Consider the following 21,759-nt stretch of genomic DNA (forward strand, 5'->3'; position numbering starts at 1 on the left):
CTTCTTTGAATAGCTTATGGTGTCAAGTTATAACTTGGCTTATAAAAAATCAATGTAGATCTCTCTAATATCACAGAAAGTAAATGTCTATATCTTAAAGCTTATGCTTTAGTTCCATCCGGCTTCAAAATTTCAGAAATCGCTGCTTTTAGCATTTCGATTTTCCCAGAGGTAATGTTAAGGATTACAGTATGTTCTCGGATTTCGTCAATAGTTCCTAGAATCCCCATAGCAGTAACTTTATCGCCTTTCGCAAGTTCATTTTTGCGTTTTTCCATAGCTTTTCTGCGTTTTTGTTCAGGACGCCATAAAATGAAGTAAAAGAACAAAATGGCAATGCCTAGCATTACAGCGGGTTGAGCAAAAGTACTTTTTACTTGAGTGCCCTCTTCATCCGCAAGGAGAGATGACGAACTCAACAGAAATAAAAAACACATGAATAAACGAGATAACATTAAACCACCTTTACTTCGGTTATTTCAGGGAAAGGTTAACATAATAGGAAGCGTACGTTCAATGCTTTTCCTAGAGGCTATCTTCCCTTTCTAGCAAAATAATATTTTCTAAGTGCGGAGAATGGGGAAATTGATCCAAAGGTTGAATTTTTTTAATACAATAACCCGCAGAAATTAAACTACAACATTCCTCAAACTGTATTTTAGGATTGCAAGAGATGTAAATAATTTTTTTTGGAAAAATTCTCAGAAGATATTTAAGAACTTTATTTTGCATTCCACAACGTGGAGGGTCAATAACAACGACATCGGGAGGAGGACAGTCTTGATGTCTTCTACAAAATGTTTTTACATCTTCTAAATGTACTTCAATGAGATTTTCTTTTTTGTTTATTAAAATATTTTCTTTTGCAGAGTCTATAGCATCTGGGACAATTTCTACTCCTATAACCTTTTTTACGTAGGCAGAGAGCATAATACCTATAGTTCCTGCGCCACAATAGAGATCGAGTAATGTTTCGGATCCTTGTGGATTCATAAACTCTTTAGCAATTTCAATAATTTTTGCTCCTTGAAGACTTTGAGGTTGAAAGAAGCTTCTAGGACGTACATGGAACACTCCAGAATTGCCATCTTTGGGTAGTGTTAATGTTTGTTTAATAAATGGTTCCCCGTGCATTAATTGAGAACGGAAATATGTCGGAGCATTTTTTGCGCTGACTTTTTCTTCCCAAATGATAGAGATAATAGGGAGATTAGAAGCTATAAGGGCATTTTTCCACTCCTCAATAAGTTCTTTTCTAACAGCATACTCTTCTCTTGAAGATGTTGTTAAAATAACCATGAGTGTCTGTTTTGGATTCCCGATACGCACAGTAAGGGTGCAGAGAGAACCCTTATTAAAAGGAGGGTAGTAAGCTGTCAGTTCAGGATGATTATCCCACCAAGTGCGTGTAAGATTTAGAATATCGACAGCGTGTTCATGAATCATGAGACATTCTGTAATGGGAACACCTTGTTTAGGTTTTGTGGGCGTAATGAATCCTAGACTTTTCTTTCCTTCATTTGTTTGAAAAAATGAGAACTCCATCTTATTTCTCCCTCGCAATATTGGATTGCAAGGAATTACAGGAAGAATTTCTGAAGAAGGAAAAATAGGAGAAAAAAGTTCATGTAAAAGGTGTTCTTTAGTTTTTAAAGAATCAGCATAGGCAGTCTGAGGAGAAGAACATCCTCCACAAATGCCTAGATGTTTACAATTCATTACTGTAGGCATAGCCCCCCTTAGGTAGGGTTTTATGTAAAACTCGTCACGTACCTGCAGGAATGTAATAAGGGTAGGATGTTCCGCAGATAAAATTACTATGGAATTTTATCATAAGAGATGCTTTCTAGGGACAATCTTTTGAAAACTGGGGGAAAGAAAAAAATGAGGGCAAGTTATAAAATATAATTACCCTCTAAAAACCAAGACAAGGAAAAAATTATTTTCTTAGGGAGCGAGATTTAGAGATTTTTTTGGCTTTTGCTTTTGCTGGAGTCTTTTTTGCAGGGGCTTTTGCTTTAGCTTTTGTTTTAGGAGCTGCTTTTGCTTTTGGTCTAGCTTTTACTTTTGCCTTAGGCTTAGGTGCAGCTTTTGCAGGCTTTTTAGCGGCAGTGGCTTTTTTAGCTTTTGTCGCAGGCTTACGTTTCATCAAGCCAGACTTTTCAGCTTTGATCGATTCTTTTCTATACAGCTTAGCAATTTTCTCTAATTTGATGGAGTCGGTACGTACTCGCTGAGCTGCTGCTTTATTTCCTCTTTCGGCTTTGTCTAAGTCATGTTGGATACTTTCCAACAGATCTCTCATTTTTTTTGCCGTATCTTTTAGCGCCATGAAAAGCGTCCTCTAGTTGTTGTTTTAAACTATTTTTACTTGTTTTAATTTTTAATTAGTTTGTTTGTTCAAATTCATGCAACAATTTTTTTAGAGAAAAGAAAACAGAGAATCATTTTTACTTTTTTTTATTTTTCGTACTTCTTTGTTTGTCAGTGTGTTAGTTGATATAATGCTGGAGTCTTTTTTGGAAGAAGTAAACTTTTGATTTTCATTAATGAGGTTTTTTTTTGTATGTTTTTAGGTAGTGTTGAGGTTCTGTCGCTATTTAATTTATAAAGAAATTTCAAAAATAACTTTCTTTTTTAGTAATAGTGTCTTTTCCTATACTTTTGGTTTGCATATAGTTTGTTTTTTTTGAACTATTGCGAATTTTTTTATATTTCCTGCCAGTACTATGGTAGAGAGAAATCTATCATGAAAGTATATCTTCGCACTTGTGTATGCGTTTTTCAATTTTGTTTGATTATGAGTGTAGGAGTTGTCAGTGCCGCTCCAACTCAGCAGTTGTCTTTCGGCCATTATTTTGCAGATCTACATACAGTATTGAAGTCAGGAACTGATTGTGATGAAGCTTTTTCAGCATTTGTAGAACGTATAATTTCTGAAAAAACAATGTTATCCTCTAGAGATTGGGAAACTGTAGCATCACTAACGCGTCAGTACGTACAGGTGAAAATAAAACAAGACGATAGATCAACAAGCAAAGATATAGTAAGAAAATTATTATCTGTAGTTACGATTCCTCCTCATATCAGATCTGAAATGCGTCTTGCTTGGCAGAGATTGAATCCCGATGGTGTTTCCCTTAGGGATTTGATAACACAATTTCATAATATCAGCAGTGGTAGAGAAACTTTAGAAGATAATCTCCTTCTTCAGCTCTATAGCATGACTTTACACAGTAGTTATGAGGATCGAAAACAAGAGATTCTCATAATGAAGGAAAGAGGAAATTACGATGAAGCTTTAAGATTGTGTGAGAAACTTTCTCATAATGTTGAAGCAGGTACATGTAGTCCCCATCCTGATGTTATTGATATAGAGAAGATTTTTTTAAGGAAAATAGTCTTAGGGTTGGAAATTGAAAAAGCGCGAGGGGCTAAGACTTCCTGCGAATCTTTATTATTGCCCTATTGTCAGGCTGAAAAAGAATACGCGCAATCTATTGATAAATTGGTATTGAGGATAGCAAAGGGAGAAGTACAACGTGCTCATGAAGTTGATGTACTTCTTCTTGCTCATGCTTTGTATACGCTTCCATGGAATCAAGAAGAAGGCATTCGTGAATTAGAAGTCCTTATAGATCATGGAAACTATTTACAATCGACATTACTTTATTACGGCTACTTTTCATTATTAGAAATCTATCATCAGATCAAAAATTTCTCAGATATGCAGAGGCTATTAGTTGCTGGAGAATCTATATTTGTTTCGGAGCATGCTTATTTCCCAGAATATAGTTTTTTCCTGGGTTGCTATAGCTATGAAAAACAAGATTTCATGAAATCTCGAGAAATTTTCTTATCTACTTTAAATCATGCTTCTAGATTAGGAGTGACTTTAGCTCGAGTATATGAATATTTAGGATGTATTTCTTGCCGACAACAAAAATATGGCGATGCTGAGGAATTTTTTCTTAGGGCTTATAAAAGTTGGAGTCGTGAAGAGGCTGGTTTGGGATTGTTTCTTACCTATGCCCTTCAAAAAAAGATCGATGCTTATAAAGAGCTCACCTCTAAATCTCATTTTTCATTTCTACATCGTAAGATTCTCAAATCTCTAGATGCGTTATTTATAAATAAAGATCACGCATCTTCATCTAATGTTGTTAAGGTCTGTGAATCATTAAGCAGTAACAGTAGAATATCCATTGAGGATCTCTATCACTATTTTATCTATGATATGATAAAGCGTTGTGAGATTCATAACGATAGTCCTATACTTTCTCTCATTGATCTGCACATAGATCTAGCTGAACAAAAGTATTTAGAAAAAGCTAAAGAGAGCGTGGTGGATAGTGAGTATAGTAGAGCTTTAACTTTATGGTTGGCATTTCGTCGTGGGGAACTAGTTAAAGAAGTATCTCCTACCGCTGCGATAAATCCATCCACATCGCTAGAAGATCTGGCGAAATGTTGTTTTGTTTCTCTATATTATAAAAATGCGCAAGCTTACGCATCGCTAACCAGTGTCTTTTCTCAAGAACGTTCTTCGCTACAGTCTACTGTTAGGTTGGTTTGGGCATTAACAAGAAAGTTTAGAGAGAATCTCGATCTCTATTGCGATAATCTAGACCTTCGTTTGTATGGAGATCGCTTGTATCTTCTTGCTTATGATATAGAAGACTATCTTTCGGGGGGAGATGCCGCTCTATTTCATTTGTCTCGTTTTCAAGAACTCTTCCCTCATTCTTCGTTATTATCTTTGGTTTATTATCTTCAGGGATATGTGGAACCCTCACTAATTAGGAAAATTAGTTGGTTTATAAAAGCTCTAGATGAGTTTTCAGAAGTTACCTTATCTGGAGAAAATGCTAAAGCTTGGACATATATATACTATACTTTGAAGTTAGATCTTGCTGATGCTTATCTTGCATTTGGAAATACTTCACGAGCTATTGAGGTTTTTGAAGAGATAAAAGGAGATTGGCAAACACCTAATCATCCGCAGGTGATCCTTATCGAAGAAATTACCAATCGTGTCGCTATGGAAATGCGTTGGGTATCGGGACTCGCCTATGCTTACAAGAAACTTAATGAAAAAGAAAAGTTAGTTGAACATCTCCTAGATCATATTGAAAAAAGACTACTCGAAATGTCTCCGCGACGGGAATATTTCGGAGAGATGTTAACCACAACGCTTTCTCTTTGTGAACGTTTCCTTCCTTTAGATAGCAGCGACAGCACGATAGGCTGAAGCTACACATCTATTTAGCCCTGGTCCTGCAAAGTTCTGTCCTACAATTTTTAGATTATGAGGAATAGAAGGAAGTACCTGCTTTTTCATTTCTAGGAATCCTACGCAATGCTGGGGAAGACCCTCTTCTGGGGAGAATAATGAGAATACATCAGGTTTTGTAGCAATTCCTAGATATTCAGAAATTGCTGCTAAAGAAAAAGCATAAGCTTCTTCGTCATGCCAGCGATTTTCTAATAATAATGAGATGACCGTTTTTCCAGGTATTTGCTGCGGGAAAACTTCAGTATTATAGACTATACCAAGTAAGGGAGGTTCATCGGCGAAGAGCATCCCATAACCTTTCGGAATGGAAGGAGGATTCTTATCCCATCCTAAAGTCACACAAGAAAGATCCCAATGGAGTATTTTATTGGAGAGATTTTGGATACCAGGAATATCAATAAGAGAAGGAAGAGTATTTGTAGGTCCTGTATAGATCACCAAATCAGCCGAGAATGTTTCGTTTACTGTTGATACCATAACTTCCGAGGGAAAACAGTTTATCTTTGTGACTGGTGAAGAGAATTTCCATGTGGCTGGGATTTTCTTCACTAAAGTATCAATGAGAATTCCTAAATTCGGACGTAGGGAGGCGAGATAAGGAGCATCCTTATTTTTTTTCTTCGAAAAATCTTTCAGATAACTGCGTAATATTGATCCTGTTTTTGCTTCGCGTTGAGAAAGAGTTGGAAAAGCCATATGCGCAGAAAGTAGATCGCTATGTCCCGCACGAATTGCTGTAACAACGGGATTTAACACATTCTGAATAAGACTTGTTGTACTATGACGACGTAGAAAATCATAAACAGAACTATCTTTTGTATATCGGGAGGCGAAGAGATCTTTGACCATGGCAAAGGGTAAGCCCTCCTTTATCAATGTCCAAGGAGAGACTTTGCGAGTTTTCCCTTTATAGCGGATAAAACGTTTTTTTGCTGTTTTATCACTAGCTATGAGGAAATCTTGTAATTCTAGATCATGGATTAATCCGAGAGTATACTCTCCCTCTCCCCGCATTAAAAAACCTTTAGGACCGAGATCTAACGGAAAGTCTTTTTGATGGTCTGTATAGATAAGTCCTCCAGGACGATCTGCCTTATCTATAATCATAAGTTCGCTATTAGGGAATTTTCTATGTAGCCACCACGCTGTTGCTAATCCTGAAATTCCCGCTCCTATAACAATGACTTTTCTCATATAGATCTTGAAAACCTAGGGCTTGAAGAAACAGTTTTTAAGAAATACGCATCAAAAGCTGTAGCAATTACACGTACAAATAGCTCTCCTAAGGGAGTTACAGTAAGAAAAGAAGAGCTATTTTGGATTAGTCCTGTCGTTACCATACCATCTATCCGTTCTTGACTTTCGGAAAAATATTCATCAAAACGATAGCCAAAAAGATCTGAAAATTCTTCTTTGGATACGACAAATGTACACATAAGCTTATGGATTACCCATTTTCTTATTCTATCATCTTCTGAAAGAATCTTACTTTTAATTGTTGCTAGAGATCCTCCAAGGATTTGCTCATGGTACGATTCTAAAGTTTTTGCATTTTGTAAATATATACCACGGATAAAACTTGTTGAGGTCATTCCCAACCCTATAAGATCTTCTTCAGGAGGTAAGGAATATCCTTGGAAATTACGAATTAGAGTTTTATTTTTAAAGGCTATGCTTAAGGGATCATCAGGTAGAGAGAAATGATCTAGACCAATTGCCTGATATCCCGACTTTGTTAATGTATGTCGTGCATAAGAATATATAGCGAACTTTTCTTCCATAGAGGGCATATCATTTTCTTTCATAGCTTTTTGATGAGGCTTTATCCATGGAACGGAGGCAAAAGAAAACAACGCTAGGCGATCAGGACGCATCTGTAAAATATCAGCAATTGTTTGTGTAAATGTTACTTTTGTTTGCTTGGGGAGACCATAAATCAAATCTATATTTATACTTTCAAAACCTAGTTCTCGAAACTTCTGATAAGCATGTAGAGATTCTTCATGACTTTGACGTCGTCGTACAGCTTCTTGAACAGCATCCTGTGTATCTTGAACTCCTAAGCTGACACGGTTAAATCCTAATGACTGGATAAATTCAGCTTTTTCACTATCATTCCTTAAAGAACGAGGGTCAAACTCAATAGCAATTTCTTCAACTTCAGAAAGATCAAATAAACGATGGATATGAAAAAATAATTTCTCAAATAGTGCTCTAGATAATCGACTTGGAGTTCCTCCTCCAAAATGAATTCGTGAAGTTTTCCGTTTCCCCACTAAAAGAGTATGAACAAGTTCCATTTCTTTAATAAGAGTAGAGATGTAATCTTCTACAATATCTTCGCGACGATTGATTACTACAGAGCATCCGCAGTATAGACACATCGACTGACAGAAAGGAATATGGAAATATAGTGATAATGGACGTTCATCTTCTTGGAGACGTTCAAAAGCAAGGTATGCAGGATTAGCATCGGATGATTTCCATTCTAAAGCTGTTGGATAGCTTGTGTATCTTGGTGCAGGTTGATGGAGACCTTCTAAGAAGTTGAAATTGACGTTAAACATAATACCGCAGCTTGAACGTTTTCTAGGGGAGTTTCGGGAAGAATGCCATGCCCTGAATTGAAAATATAATTAGGTTGATATTTCAAAGTGGTAATGTATTTTTCAAGATGAGCGAGAAGTTCATCTTGAGGAAGTAGAAATAGTGCAGGATCGATATTTCCTTGTAAAGATCCTGGATCTGCAACTGTTTTATAGATCTTATTAAGATTTACATGATAGTCAGGATGTAGTGTGTCCGCACCCGTAGAGTAAAGGTCTAAAAAGTTTTCATCGAAACAGCGGCAAAATAAACTTATAGGAGAGGAGACGTTCTGCTTTAATTGAGAAATAAGTCGTGTATTTGGTGTCGTCACATACTGGGAAAAGAGTTTTGAGGGTAAACGTAAACTTGAAGATTCAAATAGCTGAATAGCCGAAGCTCCAGCATGAATTTGTTCCTTTAGATAAACAATCGTTCCTTCTGTTAATTTTTTAAGCAAAGCATCGAATCTTTCAGGATATTGATAAAGAAACGCCATCGTTTTTGGGAAATCTTTAGAAGCTCCTCCATCTAAAAGATAGCTTGCCATAGTAAAAGGAGACGCTGCGAAAGCAATTAAAGGGACTTTTAAACGCTTCACAAGATTCCTAATTGCTTCAAGAAGATAGGAAAATGTCTCTTGGGGATCTTTTGTGAAAATCAATTCTTGATTAGGAGAAAATAAGATTTGCGGTCCGGGAGCGAAATCATAAGAGATGTTAAAACCGTCTAATAGAGAAAGAATATCAGCAAAGAGAATTGCTGCATCCACTTTCAATAAATTCGGTCCTAAAAGAGTTGCTTCGGTAATTGCTTCGGTATTGTGGAAAAAGGCTTTCAATGTTTGGGAGCCCTTGAGCTCTTTATATTGAGGCATATATCTTCCTACCTGTCGTAAAAACCAGACAGGTGGCCGTGTAGTTTTCGGCTTTATAACGTCGTAAAATCCCGACATAACGCCTCCTTAACGAGGGGTTTTTAGAGGAAAAGCTTTTTCTATAGATTCTAAAACTTCAGATATTAGCAACTCTGGAGTTGGAGACAAAGAATACGGTAATGTTTTCTTTATTTGCTCTGTTTTTCCATGACATTGTTGAATATACAAAGCATTTCCCGTACCTTTAATGCTAGAGATGTTGTGTTGTAGAGCAAACAGGCGTACTTGAGCTAGGGCAAATAACCATAAAACTTCTTCAGGAATAGGACCAAAGCGATCTCTCATCTCTTCTTTTATTAGTTCAAGCTGTTCAGTATCTTCAGCACTACCTATTTTCTGATAGAATTCTATACGCATAGAAGCCAAATCAATATAGGTATCAGGAATACGTGATTTGTAAGGGAACTCTATCTTTACGTCGTCATTAAATAGCAGGGGAGAGGTATTGTTTTTTAATGCGGCGACTGTCTTTTTCAATAGTTTACAGTAGAGATTGAAACCGATTGCACTTATGTGACCTGATTGGTCAGTTCCTAAGATATTCCCTGCTCCACGAATTTCTAAATCATGAAGGGCTATTTTCATGCCCCCACCATATTCTTGTTTATTCAGAGCTTCTAAACGTTTTGCAGCGGGACCTGATAACCTATCTAAATGAGAAACTAGGAAATAACAATAGGCTTTTCTATTCCATCTTCCTACTCTACCCTTCATCTGATAAAGATCGGCCATACCAAATTTATCTGCTTGATCTACTAAAATGGTATTGGCATTAGGAATATCGATACCGTTTTCTATCAATGCTGTTGCGACAAGAATATTGATTTCCTGGTCTTTAAACTTTTGGAAAATAGAAGCTAATTCATCTGATGACATTTGTCCGTGGGCAACAGCAATGCGTGCTTCAGGAACTAATGTTCGTATTGTATTCCCTAATCTAAAAATACTCTCAATACGGTTATGGATCACATAAGCTTGACCGCCACGCAGTAATTCATGACGCAAGGCTGCTGATAATGTTTCTTCATTATGCTCTAAAACAAAAGTGGAAACAGGAAGCCTATCTAATGGAGGCATGGTAATTAAAGAAAGATCACGAGCCCCCGATAAAGACATATATAATGTTCTAGGGATTGGTGTTGCAGATACTGTCAAGCAATCTACAGTAGGATAACGTTCTTTTAGGAAGTCTTTAACTTTAACACCGAAACGCTGTTCTTCATCAATAATTAATAATCCAGGATTTTTAAATTCGAGATTTTTGTTTATTAGCTTGTGTGTTCCGATTAGGATGTCAATATCGCCTTTGGCTGCATCCTCAAAGATCTTTTTCATTGATTTCCTTTCAGAAAATCGTGAAAGAACAGCAATATTGATGGGTAATCCTGCCATACGTTGTGAGAAAGTCTCATAATGTTGGTTTGCTAGAATTGTTGTAGGTACCATAACAATAACTTGTCGATGACCGTCACAAACAGCTTTTACAGCAGCACGCATGATGACTTCTGTTTTCCCAAATCCGGCATCGCCACAAATTAATCGATCCATCAACTTATCTGACATCATGTCAGAATAAATTTGTTCGATAGCCTTTAATTGATCAGGAGTTTCCTCATAAGGAAAGTTTTCTGCGAATTTAATCACGTCCTCACCATGAGGAGGGTAGATAAACGAAGGTATAGTAGAACGTTGTGCTTCGAGCTGAAGAAGTTTTTCAGCATAAAGCACGAGGGATTTCTCAGAGAGATCTCGAGATCTTTTCCATTTAGAACCATTCAGGTTGTGAAGATCGGGAGCTTTTTCAGATGCCCCTACGTAACGTGAAATTAGGTAAGCTTGATCAGAAGGTACATATAGCCTAGCCTTATCAGCATATTCAAGAACCAGATAATCTGTTTCAATGTTTAAATGATTTGGCTTTTTTTCCATCCCGATAAATTTACCGATACCATTGTGAAGATGCACAACGGTCTCTCCAGGAATGGGAACAAAAACTTCTTCTGTGGTTACAGAAAAATAATTTCTCTGTTTTTGTCTTCTCAATACTTTTGTAGATGAAAATTCCGAAAGGGAAATCGCTGCAAATCTTTCTTCAACAAGAGCAAAGCTTGAAGAGAGATTCCCAGGTCTTTCGCAAATATGTATAGAATTTTCTGCTAGTGTTTCTACTAAAGCACGAGCTTCTTTTAAAGATTTTGCTTTTGTATTGTAAAGGGCCACATTAAAGGGTTGGCCTTTATTAGGGATATATTCTTGAAGTTTTTTTAGAAAACCTAGAAGGGGATTTTCCTGTTCATCGATAGTTTCATTGGGATAAATAAATGGAGCGACGAGTCGAGAGGCTTTTATATGACGATGAAAGACTTCGATGTTTACTTCATTATTTTTAAGATTATGGACATTAGGGAAACTTTTCTCTTCAAAGAAAATAGTGGGAGATTGGAAAGCGCGTTCACATAGATCTGTAATCGACAAAAAGCGGTTGGGTAACGAGGATAATGTTCCTGAAATTTCAGAAAAATCATCTTCTAGCATCGTTAGGTTATCAAAGATAAGTTTTGGGGGTGTATTAAAATAATCCAATAGGCAGTGTGATAATACTTCTTTCCCTGAATCTTTTGTAGCTGGAGATATCGATAGCTTAGAAACTTTCCCTGTCGAAAGTTGATCAGAAGGATTAAAAGGACGTATAGAGATAATCTTTTCTCCCCAAAATTCTATCCGAAAAGGTTCTTGAGAAGACAGAGGAAAGATATCAATAATCCCTCCTCTATACGCAAACTCTCCTTTATCACTAGCGAGGGTTTCATGGCGATAGCCCAGGTTTTTGCATAGATCGATCATCATTTCGGGATCTAGCATATCTCCAACTTGGATATCTAAATGTTGATGCGCGGTATCTTTTGGCGAGCGTGTTTTCTCTAATAAAGCTTTTAGGGTTGTTACGCAAAATAAAGGAGCTTTCTTTTCATATAATTCATAAAGAGTTTTATCGCGTTTGCCAACAGCATCAATATTAACAAGCTTAGGAGACAAATCAATTTCTGATGAAGGAAATTCAATAGGGGGGAAGCCTAAGAATGAGGAGAGATCTTCAAAAAGATCATCAATACGAGAACGTGTAGTGATCATTACTACAGATTCTTCCCTCTCGCGGAAAAACTTGGCAGCTAAGAATCCGCGAGCTCCGGGACGGATGTTTTCTATTAGTAATGGAATAGAGGCGTTAGTTATTTCAGATAAGAGAGGTAGATTTAAATTAACTGGGTCGAAATCCATTGCCATAAAGTATTATTTAATGCGTCTGCTTGTGGGAGATGATCTGCACTACCTTGTGCAAATATATCCTTTCCTCCCCAACGACCACCACAAGGTGTGAGTAATATTTTTAAAAGATCTTTAGCCTGCAGCCCTTGTTTAACAAGATCATCAGAAACTCGAGAAAAGATGATATATTTTCCATTTTTCTGAGTCGTCCATAAGGAAATTAAACGTGAGGGTATTTTCTGATGTAAGCAGTTAGCATATTGTTGTAGACGATGACTTTCTGATTCAGGTAAATGGTGAATAAAATAGGAAACATCTTCAACCTGTTGACAACGGTCAATAAGCTTATCCAATAGAGAATTAATGAGCTTATTCTCTAATTCGCAAATCTCTTTTGCTTGTTCTTTTTTCTCTTCTAGAATGTTTTGTAATTTATTCAGAATTTGATCTCGAGGAGATTGTAAGATAAGAGAAATTTCATTGAGATCCTCATTGTCTTGATGTGCTAGAGCCTCAGCCTCTCTACCCGTTACAGCTTCTATGCGGCGTATTCCTGTGGCTACAGCATGTTCTTTAAGGATACGGAAATAACCGAGATCTCCTGTAAATTCTGCATGAGTTCCTCCACAAAGTTCATGAGAAAATCCTGCTGAGACTACGCGGACAACATCGCTATACTTGTCTCCAAAAAATTGTTTGATTTCTTTGGAATTCATAACATCAGAATACATAGCTTCACGAGTTTCTACACGATGATTTTCCCTGATCTTTTCATTAACTAAAAGTTCAATAGAAGCTAAATCTTCTGGAGCAATAGCTTTAGGGTGAGTGAAATCTAAGCGAATTTTTGAATCGTCAACATAAGATCCTGCTTGGCGAACATGATCACCAAGAGTCATTTCTAAAGCTTTATGTAGAAGATGACAGCCGGTATGATTATTGCCAATTTTCTTTCTGCGAATGCAATTTACTTGTGCGGTTACTGCTTGGTCTTGAGAAAGTTGTCCTTGGGAAACTTCTCCATGATGAATTATCATTCCTGCTTTTGGAGAAGTTGTTTGGCTAACAATAAATGTACCATCAGAGCAAAATATTTCTCCAGCATCTCCAATTTGACCGCCCTTTTCTGCATAGAAAGGAGAGACTTTTAAAATTAAGGCGCCCTTTTCTTTCTCCTTAAGTGAAGACACTCGTTTGCCGTCACAAACTATTGCTTCAATAAATGTATCGCAGGATAGATCATTATAACCAACAAACTCTGAATTCTCTCCTAGGGATAATGCATCATAAATTGCATCTGTAGAACTATGAGACTTGGCAATATTTTTTCGAGAACGTTCTTTGGCTTCTTCTTCTAATTGACAAAAGGTTTCCATATCTACGGAGAAATCGTAATCTTTAGCTAATAAAGCAATTTCATCAATGGGTAACCCATAAGTGTCTTTTAATTTGAAGGCATCCTCCCCAGAAATGGTTGAAGATGACGATGATGATTTAAGTACCTGTTGGAGTAAGTTCCCACCGCGATGAAGAGATTTAAAGTAATTCTCTTCTTCCATAGTCATAACTTCTTGAATTTGAGACAGAGATAGGCGTAATTCAGGATAAGCCTCTCCCATGGCATTGACTAAAGAAGGGACGATTTCTGCTAAGAAAGGTTTAGTAAATCCTAAACGTTTCCCATAGTTAACAGCTCTTCGTAAAATTTTTCTTAATACGTAACCACGTTCTGTGTTTCCCGGAAGCAAACCATCAGCAATAGCAAAGGATAACGAGCGCGTATGATCTGCAATAACCCTAAAGGCAGCGCCTAAAGCCTCGTCTGCGTGATACGTTTTATCTGATAGTTCTTCTGTTTTTGAGATAAGGAGACGTAGAACATCAGCTTCAAAAACTGTATCTGTCCCCGAAATAATAGAAACCAGGCGTTCTAAACCCGCACCCGTATCGACATGTTTGCTAGGCAAAGATAATAGAGAACCCTCGGCTGTACGATTGAATTCCATGAAAACAAGATTCCAATATTCTAAAAAGCGTTCGCCTTCAGTATCTTCTAGTGGAGAGGCTGCTTTGCCAAATTTTTCGCCGCGATCAAAAAGAAGCTCAGAACAATATCCGCAAGGACCGGTTTCCGCCATGCTCCAGAAGTTGTCCTTATCAGTTAATCTGAAAATACGCTCCGAGGGAAGGTGTTTTTCCCAAAGAGCAAAAGCTTCGTCATCTTTTTCATGAACAGTTGCATAAATAAAATTAGGATCGAAATTAAATATAGATAGAGATACTTCCCAGGCAAAAGCAATCGCTTGCTCTTTAAAATAATCACCAAAAGAAAAATTTCCCAACATTTCGAAGAAAGTAAGATGACGTGATGTATGTCCAACATTATCGAGGTCATTATGCTTACCTCCAGCTCGGATACATTTTTGAGAAGTGGTGGCTCGCGAATAGCTCACAGTTTCCTTGTTTAAAAAAATATCCTTAAATTGGTTCATTCCTGCGTTGGTAAAAAGAATAGAGGGGTCATTATGAGGGAAAACGGGGGAAGAAGGAACGATAGTGTGGTGGCGATTAGCGTAAAATTTTAAAAAATTAGATCGAAGAGTGTTACTTAACATAAGGAATGACTTTATAATGTCAAAAATGTTGAACTTGCTCTAATTATATGGGAGAGATTGATTTTAGTCTCTAATACTGTCCTAAGAAAGAATCTTTTTGTTTTTAAACATAGACAAATGTTTTGTTCAGTTGAGATAAATCAGTGTGCAATGGACGTATAAGAGTTATGAAAGCGTGTATGAATTGAGTAGTCTTGCTTTTTGGTAATGCATGCCCTATAATTTTGATCTTTGTATTCTTGTGAAGCACTTTTAGGTCCGACAAATGGTGAACAGAGAAGTAGATATAGATATCTTAGAAAAGATCTCGGGAACTTTTAAACAGTTAAGCATAGAGATCATTCAAAAAGCTGGTTCTGGTCATCCGGGATTACCTTTAGGTTGTGCGGAACTTGCCGCATACTTGTATAGTTATGTTTTGAGACATAATCCCAAAGATCCTTTATGGATTGATAGAGACCGGTTTGTTCTATCAGCAGGACACGGCTCGGCTTTATTATACGCCTGTCTTCATCTTGCTGGATACGACGTCTCTTTAGAAGATCTCCAGCAATTTCGTCAGTTGCATTCACGAACCCCCGGTCATCCGGAATTTGGAGAAACGGAGGGTGTTGAAGCCACTACTGGACCTTTAGGTCAGGGTTTAGGGAATGCCGTAGGTATGGCTTTATCTATGAAAATGCTTCAAGTTCGCTTTAATCGACCCGAGCATGAAATTTTCAATAGTAAAGTATATTGTTTATCTGGTGATGGATGCATGATGGAAGGCGTTAGCCATGAAGTCTGTAGTTTAGCAGGAACTTTAGGTTTAGATAATCTCGTAGTTATATATGACTACAATAATATTGTTTTAGATGGCTTCTTAGGGGAAGTAAGTTCTGAAGACGTGAAAAAACGTTTTGAATCTTACGGTTGGGAAGTTTATGAAATAGATGGGTATGATTTTTCCGCGATCCATGAAACATTTATAAAAATTAAACAATCACAGCAACGTCCTGTATTGATAGTAGCTCATACGATTATAGGTCATGGCTCTCCTAAAGAAGGAAGTCATAAGGCGCATGGGTCGCCTTTAGGAGAAGATGGGGTGGAGCAGACAAAACGTTTCTGGCATCTTCCTGAGGAGAAATTCTTTATTTCTCCTGTAGTAAAGTCTTTCTTTTCCCATAAATTACAAGAAGATCGTAAAGTTCAAGAGGAATGGCAGGACGATTTTCGTGTTTGGTCACGTCAATTCCCTGATTTGCATCAAGAATTTCTTTCGCTAAAATCTCCAATATCTTCAGAAAAATTAGAGATAATACTTGAAAGTGTAGAAATGCCAGAGGCCATAGCTGGCCGTGCTGCGTCTAACAAGATAATTCAAAATTTAGCTAAGAACATCCCTTCCCTTATTGGGGGGTCTGCAGATCTATCAAGTTCAGATGGAACATGGATAGCAGATGCTAAAGATATTAATAGTCACGACTTCTCGGGTAGGAATATTAAATACGGTGTTCGAGAATTCGGTATGGGGGCTATTATGAATGGTTTAGCCTATTCTCAAGTTTTCCGGCCTTTTGGAGGAACATTCTTAGTATTCTCTGATTACTTAAGGAATGCGATTCGTTTGGCAGCATTAGCAAAGTTACCTGTTATTTACCAATTTACTCATGATTCTATTTTTGTTGGTGAGGATGGTCCAACACATCAACCTATTGAACAGATCATGTCATTAAGAGCAATTCCAGGTTTGCAAGTTATCCGTCCTGGAGATGCTAATGAAGTGAAAGGAGCTTGGCACGCAGCATTACGCTATCTCGGTCCTACGGCATTGATTCTTTCCCGGCAAAATTTACCTACTCTAGCCCAAACGAACAGACCGTTTAAAGAAGGTATGGAGCGGGGAGCTTATATTGTTTTAAAAGAGACTCAAGGCAAGCCAGATTACACTTTATTTGCTACAGGATCAGAACTGCACTTAGCTTTAGCTGTGGCTCAGGAGTTAATCTACTTAGATAAGAAAGTTCGTGTAATTTCCTTCCCTTGTTGGGAACTATTCGAACAACAAGATTTTGAATATCGAGAGAGTGTAATTGGTGGTGATTTAGGTTTAAGAGTATCTATAGAAGCGGGGTCTGCATTAGGATGGTATAAATATATTGGTTCTAATGGTTTAGCTATTGCTATGGATAGATTCGGTTATTCTGGAGCTCCCGCTGATGTGGCAGAAGCTTGTGGATTTACTGCGGACTGTATTTTACAAAGAATACTTTCTCAATAATCACTATCTGAGATTCCAGAATCTTTAGGCATAGTATCGTCAGCCTCTCCAAGTTCCATATGGGGTAAGCCTTTTTGGATTTTTGTCGGACGGCTTTTCAATACTGTGTCTAGCTTGGTGACGACATCAATTCCTGTAGTGATATGGTCTTCTGTGTATGTCTTCAATACAAAATTTCCGCTTTCCTTAGTCTTTATTCCCTCTTTTCTTAGCGGCAAGTCTGAGATAACCAGTAGGGCCCCCATAGGAAGATTTCTTCTATAACCCGCGGAAAATAATGTAGCACATTCCATTTCTATGGTCTGGGCTTTATTTTCATAAAGCTTCTTTCGAAATTCCTTATTGAATTCCCAAAAGCGAATATTTGTAGTGTGGGTAATCCCGATATGGTAATTAGCTTTTTTTTCTTCTAGTATCTCTGTAATAGTTTTTTGAACCATAAAGTTTGCTAAAGCAGGGACTTCGGGAGGGAAATAAACGTCAGAAGTTCCTTCTCCTCGAATACTGGCTATGGGCACGAAATAATCCCCAACTTGATAGTGTGAACGTAGTCCCCCACACATGCCCAGCATCACGGCAGATTTCACATTGGGAAGAAATGAACATAAATCTACAGTTAAAGCTGCTCCGGGAGATCCTAACTTAAAATCAAGAATAGAAGCATTCACCTGAGGTGCGTGTGCTGCGGAAAACATCGATCCCTTTGAAATGGGTACTTGATAAGCTTCTGCAAATACATGGGTGTAATAAGCAAAATTCGTTAAGAGAAGATAAGGACAGAATTCTTCAATAGTCGATCCAGAATAACGCTCTAACATATCCTGGGCTATTTTTGATTCATTGATATTTGTGTCTTTTTGCTTAAACATGCTTTTGCTCCCTAGTTCAACTAGATATTATCGAGATCAAATAATAACTTGTTTTATACGGTGTATAGGAAATTTGCACGTTTAAACTAAAATCAATAATTTTTTGTTGATGCATAGACCTATGCTATACGAGACATTCTTCTGGACAAAGGAAAATGTCCTAGATAACATAAATAGGAGAATTTTAAGGATAAATGGCCCCATGGTTCGTGTAAGTACTAGTGAATTTCGTGTAGGATTAAGAATAGAAATAGATGGTCAACCTTATTTGATTTTGCAAAATGACTTTGTAAAACCAGGAAAAGGACAAGCCTTTAACAGGATTAAGGTAAAGAATTTTTTGACGGGAAGGGTCATTGAAAGGACATTTAAGTCTGGAGAATTTGTAGAAACCGCAGATGTACGAGAACAACAGATGCGTTTCCTTTATTCAGATCAAGAAGGTGCTACCTTCATGGATGATGAGACATTTGAGCAAGAGATGATTTTCTGGGACAAAATAGAAAATATCCGTCAGTGGTTATTAGAAGATACAATCTATACATTAGTCTTATACAACGGTAACGTTATTGGGGTAGAACCTCCAATTTTTATGGAACTTACTATTGCTGAAACAGCGCCGGGTGTACGGGGAGATACAGCTTCAGGAAGAGTATTAAAACCAGCAGTGACAAATACAGGAGCAAAAATTATGGTTCCTATTTTCATTGAAGAAGGTGAAGTTGTTAAAATAGATACACGTACAGGGAGTTATGAATCCCGAGTTTCCAAGTAGTTGCTAACTATAAGAAGTTCTATTGTGTAAAAAACATGATTTTTTTAGATTCCGTGGTATGGAAACAAAAAAAACGAAAGAGCTATCTGCAGAAGCAGAGCTACTTAAAAAATTGCGAGATAAGTCTTTAGTTCTTGAAGAACAAAGAAAACGGAAAGTTTGGGTTGAAAAACTTTTAGCTATGCCGGAATCTACTCGTGACATTTCCCATTGCGAAGTTCCTGATACTCCAGAAGTATTTCGAGTTGTCGCAGAAAAAATTTATGAAGAAGGTGTGTAGTTTTTCTACACAGTTTCTTCTGTTTTTCATTCTATTCTTTTTTAACTACCACGACTCCAGACTAGCTTCTATAGAGATCTCTAAGGGTTTTTTTGTGTCTAGGAGATTTGTTATTGCTGCAGTATAAACATGATATCCTTGAGGATATAAGTCTATAATATGAAAACGTGCGTTAGAGGGTAATGAGATAGAACCGCTATTTAAAATCATATTTGGTGCATGATCTTTACAGTTGTAAACTGCAGCCTGATGATTATGCCCATGAAGATATAAACGTACATTAGTATACTTTTTCAGGACATGTTGTAAAAGTAGATGGTTAATTAAATCATGAGAAGGGTCTTTTGTAGGTAAAAGAGGATAGTGATTAGCGATGATGATATTTTCTTTTGGAGGAAGACTAAGAATGAAATTTTCTAAAACAGAAATTTGAGATGACTTTATCATCCCGTTTGCTGAGAACCAACCATTCAAACAAGAACAATCTAATAAGACTAGCCACCAGTGGTCTATAAGTTTATTAAAAGAAATTTGTTCATTTTGCAATTGTGTATTAGGAAAGTATTGATAAAACGTTTGATGATTCAGTGCCTTCTGGGTATAAACATCATGATTGCCAGGAAGTACGTAGACGGAAGCGTATTGTTCTAAGTCATTCACAAAATTTTGAGCAAGTAGGAACTCTGCATCCAAAGCTGTAAGAGAAAAATCTCCCGTAATACAAATACTATCAGCTTGTAATTTTACAGCTAAGTCAGGAAAACGTTCAGATATAGTTAATGATTGGAATGTAACACCACCAAATACTTGGCGTAATGCTCCTTTAAATCTTTTATTAAGACAGATCAATGGATTCTTGGGAAAAACACAAAAATGCACATCAGAGATATGGATAATACGATGAGCTTCTGAAGATTTGTTATGCATATCACCTGTTCCCCCAAGGGCATCTTAATTTTAGAAGCATGAGCTGATAAAAAAATCGACCCTTTTTTCTACGCTAAACTACTTTTAAGATCCCTATTTTTTACCATGAATCTTTAACAACAATTCGAGTTCTTTCCTCAAAGAGAAAGGAAATATACTTGTGAGATTTTCTCTCCAAAAGAACAAAGATAACGTGTTGTTCTGATATTTAGAAAGGAGGGAAACAATGTTCTCTTTCTAAAATATTTCTGGGATAAAACACTAAAATAGACATAGTACTGTGTTGGGATTTTCTTATTAACTGCTTTATTTATAGATCTTATGAAACCGTAGCAAGGTGACGCATTCTCAAAATATTAAAACTGGGGATGTTTAGAGAATGAAATACCTTATATTGGGATATAAAAGATTTCTGAATAGTTTACTTTGTATCATTAATGATTACTTTTGATGAAAGTATATTTAATCCCGTTTCTAATGCTAAAGAAAAAATATCCTTTATTTTGGCTAGAGGATCTAAGATTCCTGAAGCAATGAGATCTTCAATTTGCTGTGAAAGAACATTCATGCCGAGACTTGGAGTCGATAATGATATGAGTTTATTGATAACAACCTTACTGTCTAATTTTAAATTGTTGATTAATTGCTCTAAAGGTGCCCGGCAGCATGCTTGTACAACATTCATGGCTCCGCGTTCTTCTTCGGAAACTTTATCTTCTTCACATAGATTTAAAGAAGCATAGAATAAACCCGTACCACCTCCAGTGACATAACCCTTATCTAAAGCAGATGTTAATGTAGAGAGAGCTAAGGAATAGAAAAATTTATTTTTTTCTCGGACGGGAACAATAGCAACGGAACTTTGTAAGCGATGCTTTCTTTTCATTAATGAAGTTTTTGTTTCTTGAGAAGAGTTAGTGCGTATCTCTTCCTCTATTTGATGTATTTTTAATGCTAGAACTTCAGATACGCTATTTCCATGAATGATTACCGTTTCTTCTTGAGAGATTTCTACAGAGGCACAGGAACCTAAAGACGTACGTTCAGGGAGTTGCATAGCTGGAGAAAAGTTTTGAGAGAAAACTGTAGTTCCTGTGAATAAGGTGATGTCCTCAAAAAAAGTTGGATCAAGAGAGGGATGATTCAAATCAACAACAACAATTTGTAGAAGCTCTTCGAATTTATTTACCATGAATGTGGCAAAAGCATCTTGATCTATACCTTTACAGAAAATAAGCAGCTGTTCGCCATTCTCTTGTAATTCTTGTAATAAAGGGAGGAAGCTAAGTACTGAAGTAATTTTCTTATCAGTAACAAAGATACGGGGATGGGAAAGTATGACTGTACGCTGTGTAGATTGAGAAATAAAATAAGGAGATATGTAACCACAGGGAATTTTTAATCCCCGGGTGATCTGTATATTCGATACTGCGAGTTGCGACAACGAAATAAATCCCTCAGTGCCTACAGCTGAAAAAGCTTCTGACAACTCTGTAGCAATTGTAAGATCTGGAAAAGCAGAAAAGATGATCCCTTTGGCTTTATTACTATCTTTTAAAGGCCAAGAATATATTTCCAAAGATGTTAGAAGCTTTTCCCCCATTCTTTTTAAAGCAGAACAAAGCTTATAAAGCGATAAACCTTGGTCTAGAAGAAGATAGCTTTCTTTAAGAATAGTGTAGAGTAAAATGATGCCAGTAGTGACACCGTCAAGATATTTCTTATGGATTTTCTTTGCCATAGCCTTGGCAAAATCTACGCCAATATTTTCATGAGGATCGGCTAGGGTTATACGAGATAAAACTAGATAACCTTCGTTTTCAAAAAAAGATAGAGACGAGGCAAGGGGACCGTAGTGATCCTTAACGGAATGAAAAACTTTGTCTATTCCAAGGAAAAGTTTTTTATCTGTATCGTACAGGGAGTTTTCCTTGTCTAACATTG

15 protein-coding genes are annotated in these 21,759 nt (G+C 37.0%); 4 read left to right on the top strand and 11 right to left on the bottom strand.

The features are described 5' to 3' along the window. Positions 1-101: 101 nt before the first annotated feature. The 3 genes from yajC to O1W70_RS03635 form a co-directional block, all read right to left on the bottom strand. Complete coding sequence (yajC, locus tag O1W70_RS03625) at positions 102-455, bottom strand: preprotein translocase subunit YajC (RefSeq protein ID WP_011006839.1); 354 nt, start codon at positions 453-455, stop codon at positions 102-104. Between the two features lie 70 nt (positions 456-525). Further along, positions 526-1,731 (bottom strand): class I SAM-dependent RNA methyltransferase, encoded by a 1,206-nt coding sequence (locus O1W70_RS03630; RefSeq protein ID WP_332381002.1) that lies wholly within the window; start codon positions 1,729-1,731, stop codon positions 526-528. Positions 1,732-1,939: 208 nt separating this feature from the next. Further along, positions 1,940-2,332 carry a histone gene (locus O1W70_RS03635; RefSeq protein WP_332381003.1) on the bottom strand — a complete coding sequence of 131 codons (393 nt, stop codon included), beginning with the start codon at positions 2,330-2,332 and terminating at the stop codon, positions 1,940-1,942. Positions 2,333-2,749: 417 nt separating this feature from the next. On the opposite strand from O1W70_RS03635, the gene O1W70_RS03640 reads away from it, so the two are divergent. Then, positions 2,750-5,251, top strand: coding sequence for a DNA-binding protein (locus O1W70_RS03640; protein ID WP_332381005.1), 2,502 nt, complete (start codon positions 2,750-2,752; stop codon positions 5,249-5,251). On the opposite strand, the gene O1W70_RS03645 is transcribed toward O1W70_RS03640, so the two are convergent. From O1W70_RS03645 to alaS, 5 genes are read right to left on the bottom strand one after another with little or no spacing between them, the layout of a single operon-like run. Beyond that, complete coding sequence (locus O1W70_RS03645; RefSeq protein ID WP_332381006.1) at positions 5,222-6,490, bottom strand: protoporphyrinogen oxidase; 1,269 nt, start codon at positions 6,488-6,490, stop codon at positions 5,222-5,224. The two genes, O1W70_RS03640 and O1W70_RS03645, sit on opposite strands and share 30 nt — an antisense overlap. Further along, positions 6,487-7,863, bottom strand: a complete 1,377-nt coding sequence (hemN, locus tag O1W70_RS03650) for an oxygen-independent coproporphyrinogen III oxidase (RefSeq protein ID WP_332381007.1) — start codon at positions 7,861-7,863, stop codon at positions 6,487-6,489. Before hemN ends, O1W70_RS03645 begins: the two co-directional genes overlap by 4 nt. Next, entirely contained in the window at positions 7,836-8,837 is a 1,002-nt protein-coding gene (hemE, locus tag O1W70_RS03655) for a uroporphyrinogen decarboxylase (protein ID WP_332381009.1), read from the bottom strand. The genes hemN and hemE overlap by 28 nt, the downstream gene beginning before the upstream one ends. 9 nt (positions 8,838-8,846) lie before the next feature. Continuing rightward, positions 8,847-12,104, bottom strand: a complete 3,258-nt coding sequence (gene mfd, locus O1W70_RS03660) for a transcription-repair coupling factor (RefSeq protein ID WP_332381011.1) — start codon at positions 12,102-12,104, stop codon at positions 8,847-8,849. Further along, positions 12,074-14,701: an alanine--tRNA ligase gene (gene alaS, locus O1W70_RS03665; protein WP_332381012.1), complete on the bottom strand. Its 2,628-nt coding sequence runs from the start codon at positions 14,699-14,701 to the stop codon at positions 12,074-12,076. The genes mfd and alaS overlap by 31 nt, the downstream gene beginning before the upstream one ends. A gap of 265 nt (positions 14,702-14,966) precedes the next feature. On the opposite strand from alaS, the gene tkt reads away from it, so the two are divergent. Further along, positions 14,967-16,964, top strand: a complete 1,998-nt coding sequence (gene tkt, locus O1W70_RS03670) for a transketolase (protein WP_332381013.1) — start codon at positions 14,967-14,969, stop codon at positions 16,962-16,964. On the opposite strand, the gene O1W70_RS03675 is transcribed toward tkt, so the two are convergent. Next, entirely contained in the window at positions 16,958-17,833 is an 876-nt protein-coding gene (locus O1W70_RS03675; RefSeq protein WP_332381014.1) for an AMP nucleosidase, read from the bottom strand. The two genes, tkt and O1W70_RS03675, sit on opposite strands and share 7 nt — an antisense overlap. A 202-nt stretch (positions 17,834-18,035) precedes the next feature. On the opposite strand from O1W70_RS03675, the gene efp reads away from it, so the two are divergent. Together efp and O1W70_RS03685 are read left to right on the top strand one after the other, a co-directional pair. After that, positions 18,036-18,608 carry an elongation factor P gene (efp, locus tag O1W70_RS03680; RefSeq protein WP_332381015.1) on the top strand — a complete coding sequence of 191 codons (573 nt, stop codon included), beginning with the start codon at positions 18,036-18,038 and terminating at the stop codon, positions 18,606-18,608. Positions 18,609-18,666: 58 nt separating this feature from the next. Continuing rightward, entirely contained in the window at positions 18,667-18,888 is a 222-nt protein-coding gene (locus O1W70_RS03685; protein ID WP_332381017.1) for a hypothetical protein, read from the top strand. A 45-nt stretch (positions 18,889-18,933) separates the two neighbouring features. Here the strand turns inward: O1W70_RS03685 and O1W70_RS03690 are convergent, their stop codons facing one another. Next, on the bottom strand, positions 18,934-19,815 hold the full coding sequence (locus O1W70_RS03690) for a metallophosphoesterase (protein WP_332381019.1): 882 nt from the start codon (positions 19,813-19,815) through the stop codon (positions 18,934-18,936). A 421-nt stretch (positions 19,816-20,236) separates the two neighbouring features. Further along, positions 20,237-21,757: a variant chaperonin GroEL3 gene (gene groEL3 / locus O1W70_RS03695; protein ID WP_332381021.1), complete on the bottom strand. Its 1,521-nt coding sequence runs from the start codon at positions 21,755-21,757 to the stop codon at positions 20,237-20,239. Positions 21,758-21,759: the final 2 nt, after the last annotated feature.

The organism is Chlamydia sp. 16-02 (genome assembly GCF_042235055.1).
Classification (GTDB): Bacteria; Chlamydiota; Chlamydiia; order Chlamydiales; family Chlamydiaceae; genus Chlamydia.

Excerpts from the sequence above, each read along its gene's own strand:
- efp (WP_332381015.1), top strand. The coding sequence starts at position 18,036 with ATGGTTCGTGTAAGTACTAGTGAATTTCGTGTAGGATTAAGAATAGAA.
- O1W70_RS03690 (WP_332381019.1), bottom strand. The coding sequence starts at position 19,815 with ATGCATAACAAATCTTCAGAAGCTCATCGTATTATCCATATCTCTGAT.
- groEL3 (WP_332381021.1), bottom strand. The coding sequence starts at position 21,757 with ATGTTAGACAAGGAAAACTCCCTGTACGATACAGATAAAAAACTTTTC.
- O1W70_RS03675 (WP_332381014.1), bottom strand. The coding sequence starts at position 17,833 with ATGTTTAAGCAAAAAGACACAAATATCAATGAATCAAAAATAGCCCAG.
- yajC (WP_011006839.1), bottom strand. The coding sequence starts at position 455 with ATGTTATCTCGTTTATTCATGTGTTTTTTATTTCTGTTGAGTTCGTCA.
- O1W70_RS03645 (WP_332381006.1), bottom strand. The coding sequence starts at position 6,490 with ATGAGAAAAGTCATTGTTATAGGAGCGGGAATTTCAGGATTAGCAACA.
- hemN (WP_332381007.1), bottom strand. The coding sequence starts at position 7,863 with ATGTTTAACGTCAATTTCAACTTCTTAGAAGGTCTCCATCAACCTGCA.
- O1W70_RS03630 (WP_332381002.1), bottom strand. The coding sequence starts at position 1,731 with ATGCCTACAGTAATGAATTGTAAACATCTAGGCATTTGTGGAGGATGT.
- O1W70_RS03635 (WP_332381003.1), bottom strand. The coding sequence starts at position 2,332 with ATGGCGCTAAAAGATACGGCAAAAAAAATGAGAGATCTGTTGGAAAGT.
- hemE (WP_332381009.1), bottom strand. The coding sequence starts at position 8,837 with ATGTCGGGATTTTACGACGTTATAAAGCCGAAAACTACACGGCCACCT.
- tkt (WP_332381013.1), top strand. The coding sequence starts at position 14,967 with ATGGTGAACAGAGAAGTAGATATAGATATCTTAGAAAAGATCTCGGGA.
- O1W70_RS03640 (WP_332381005.1), top strand. The coding sequence starts at position 2,750 with ATGAAAGTATATCTTCGCACTTGTGTATGCGTTTTTCAATTTTGTTTG.
- mfd (WP_332381011.1), bottom strand. The coding sequence starts at position 12,104 with ATGGCAATGGATTTCGACCCAGTTAATTTAAATCTACCTCTCTTATCT.
- O1W70_RS03685 (WP_332381017.1), top strand. The coding sequence starts at position 18,667 with ATGGAAACAAAAAAAACGAAAGAGCTATCTGCAGAAGCAGAGCTACTT.
- alaS (WP_332381012.1), bottom strand. The coding sequence starts at position 14,701 with ATGTTAAGTAACACTCTTCGATCTAATTTTTTAAAATTTTACGCTAAT.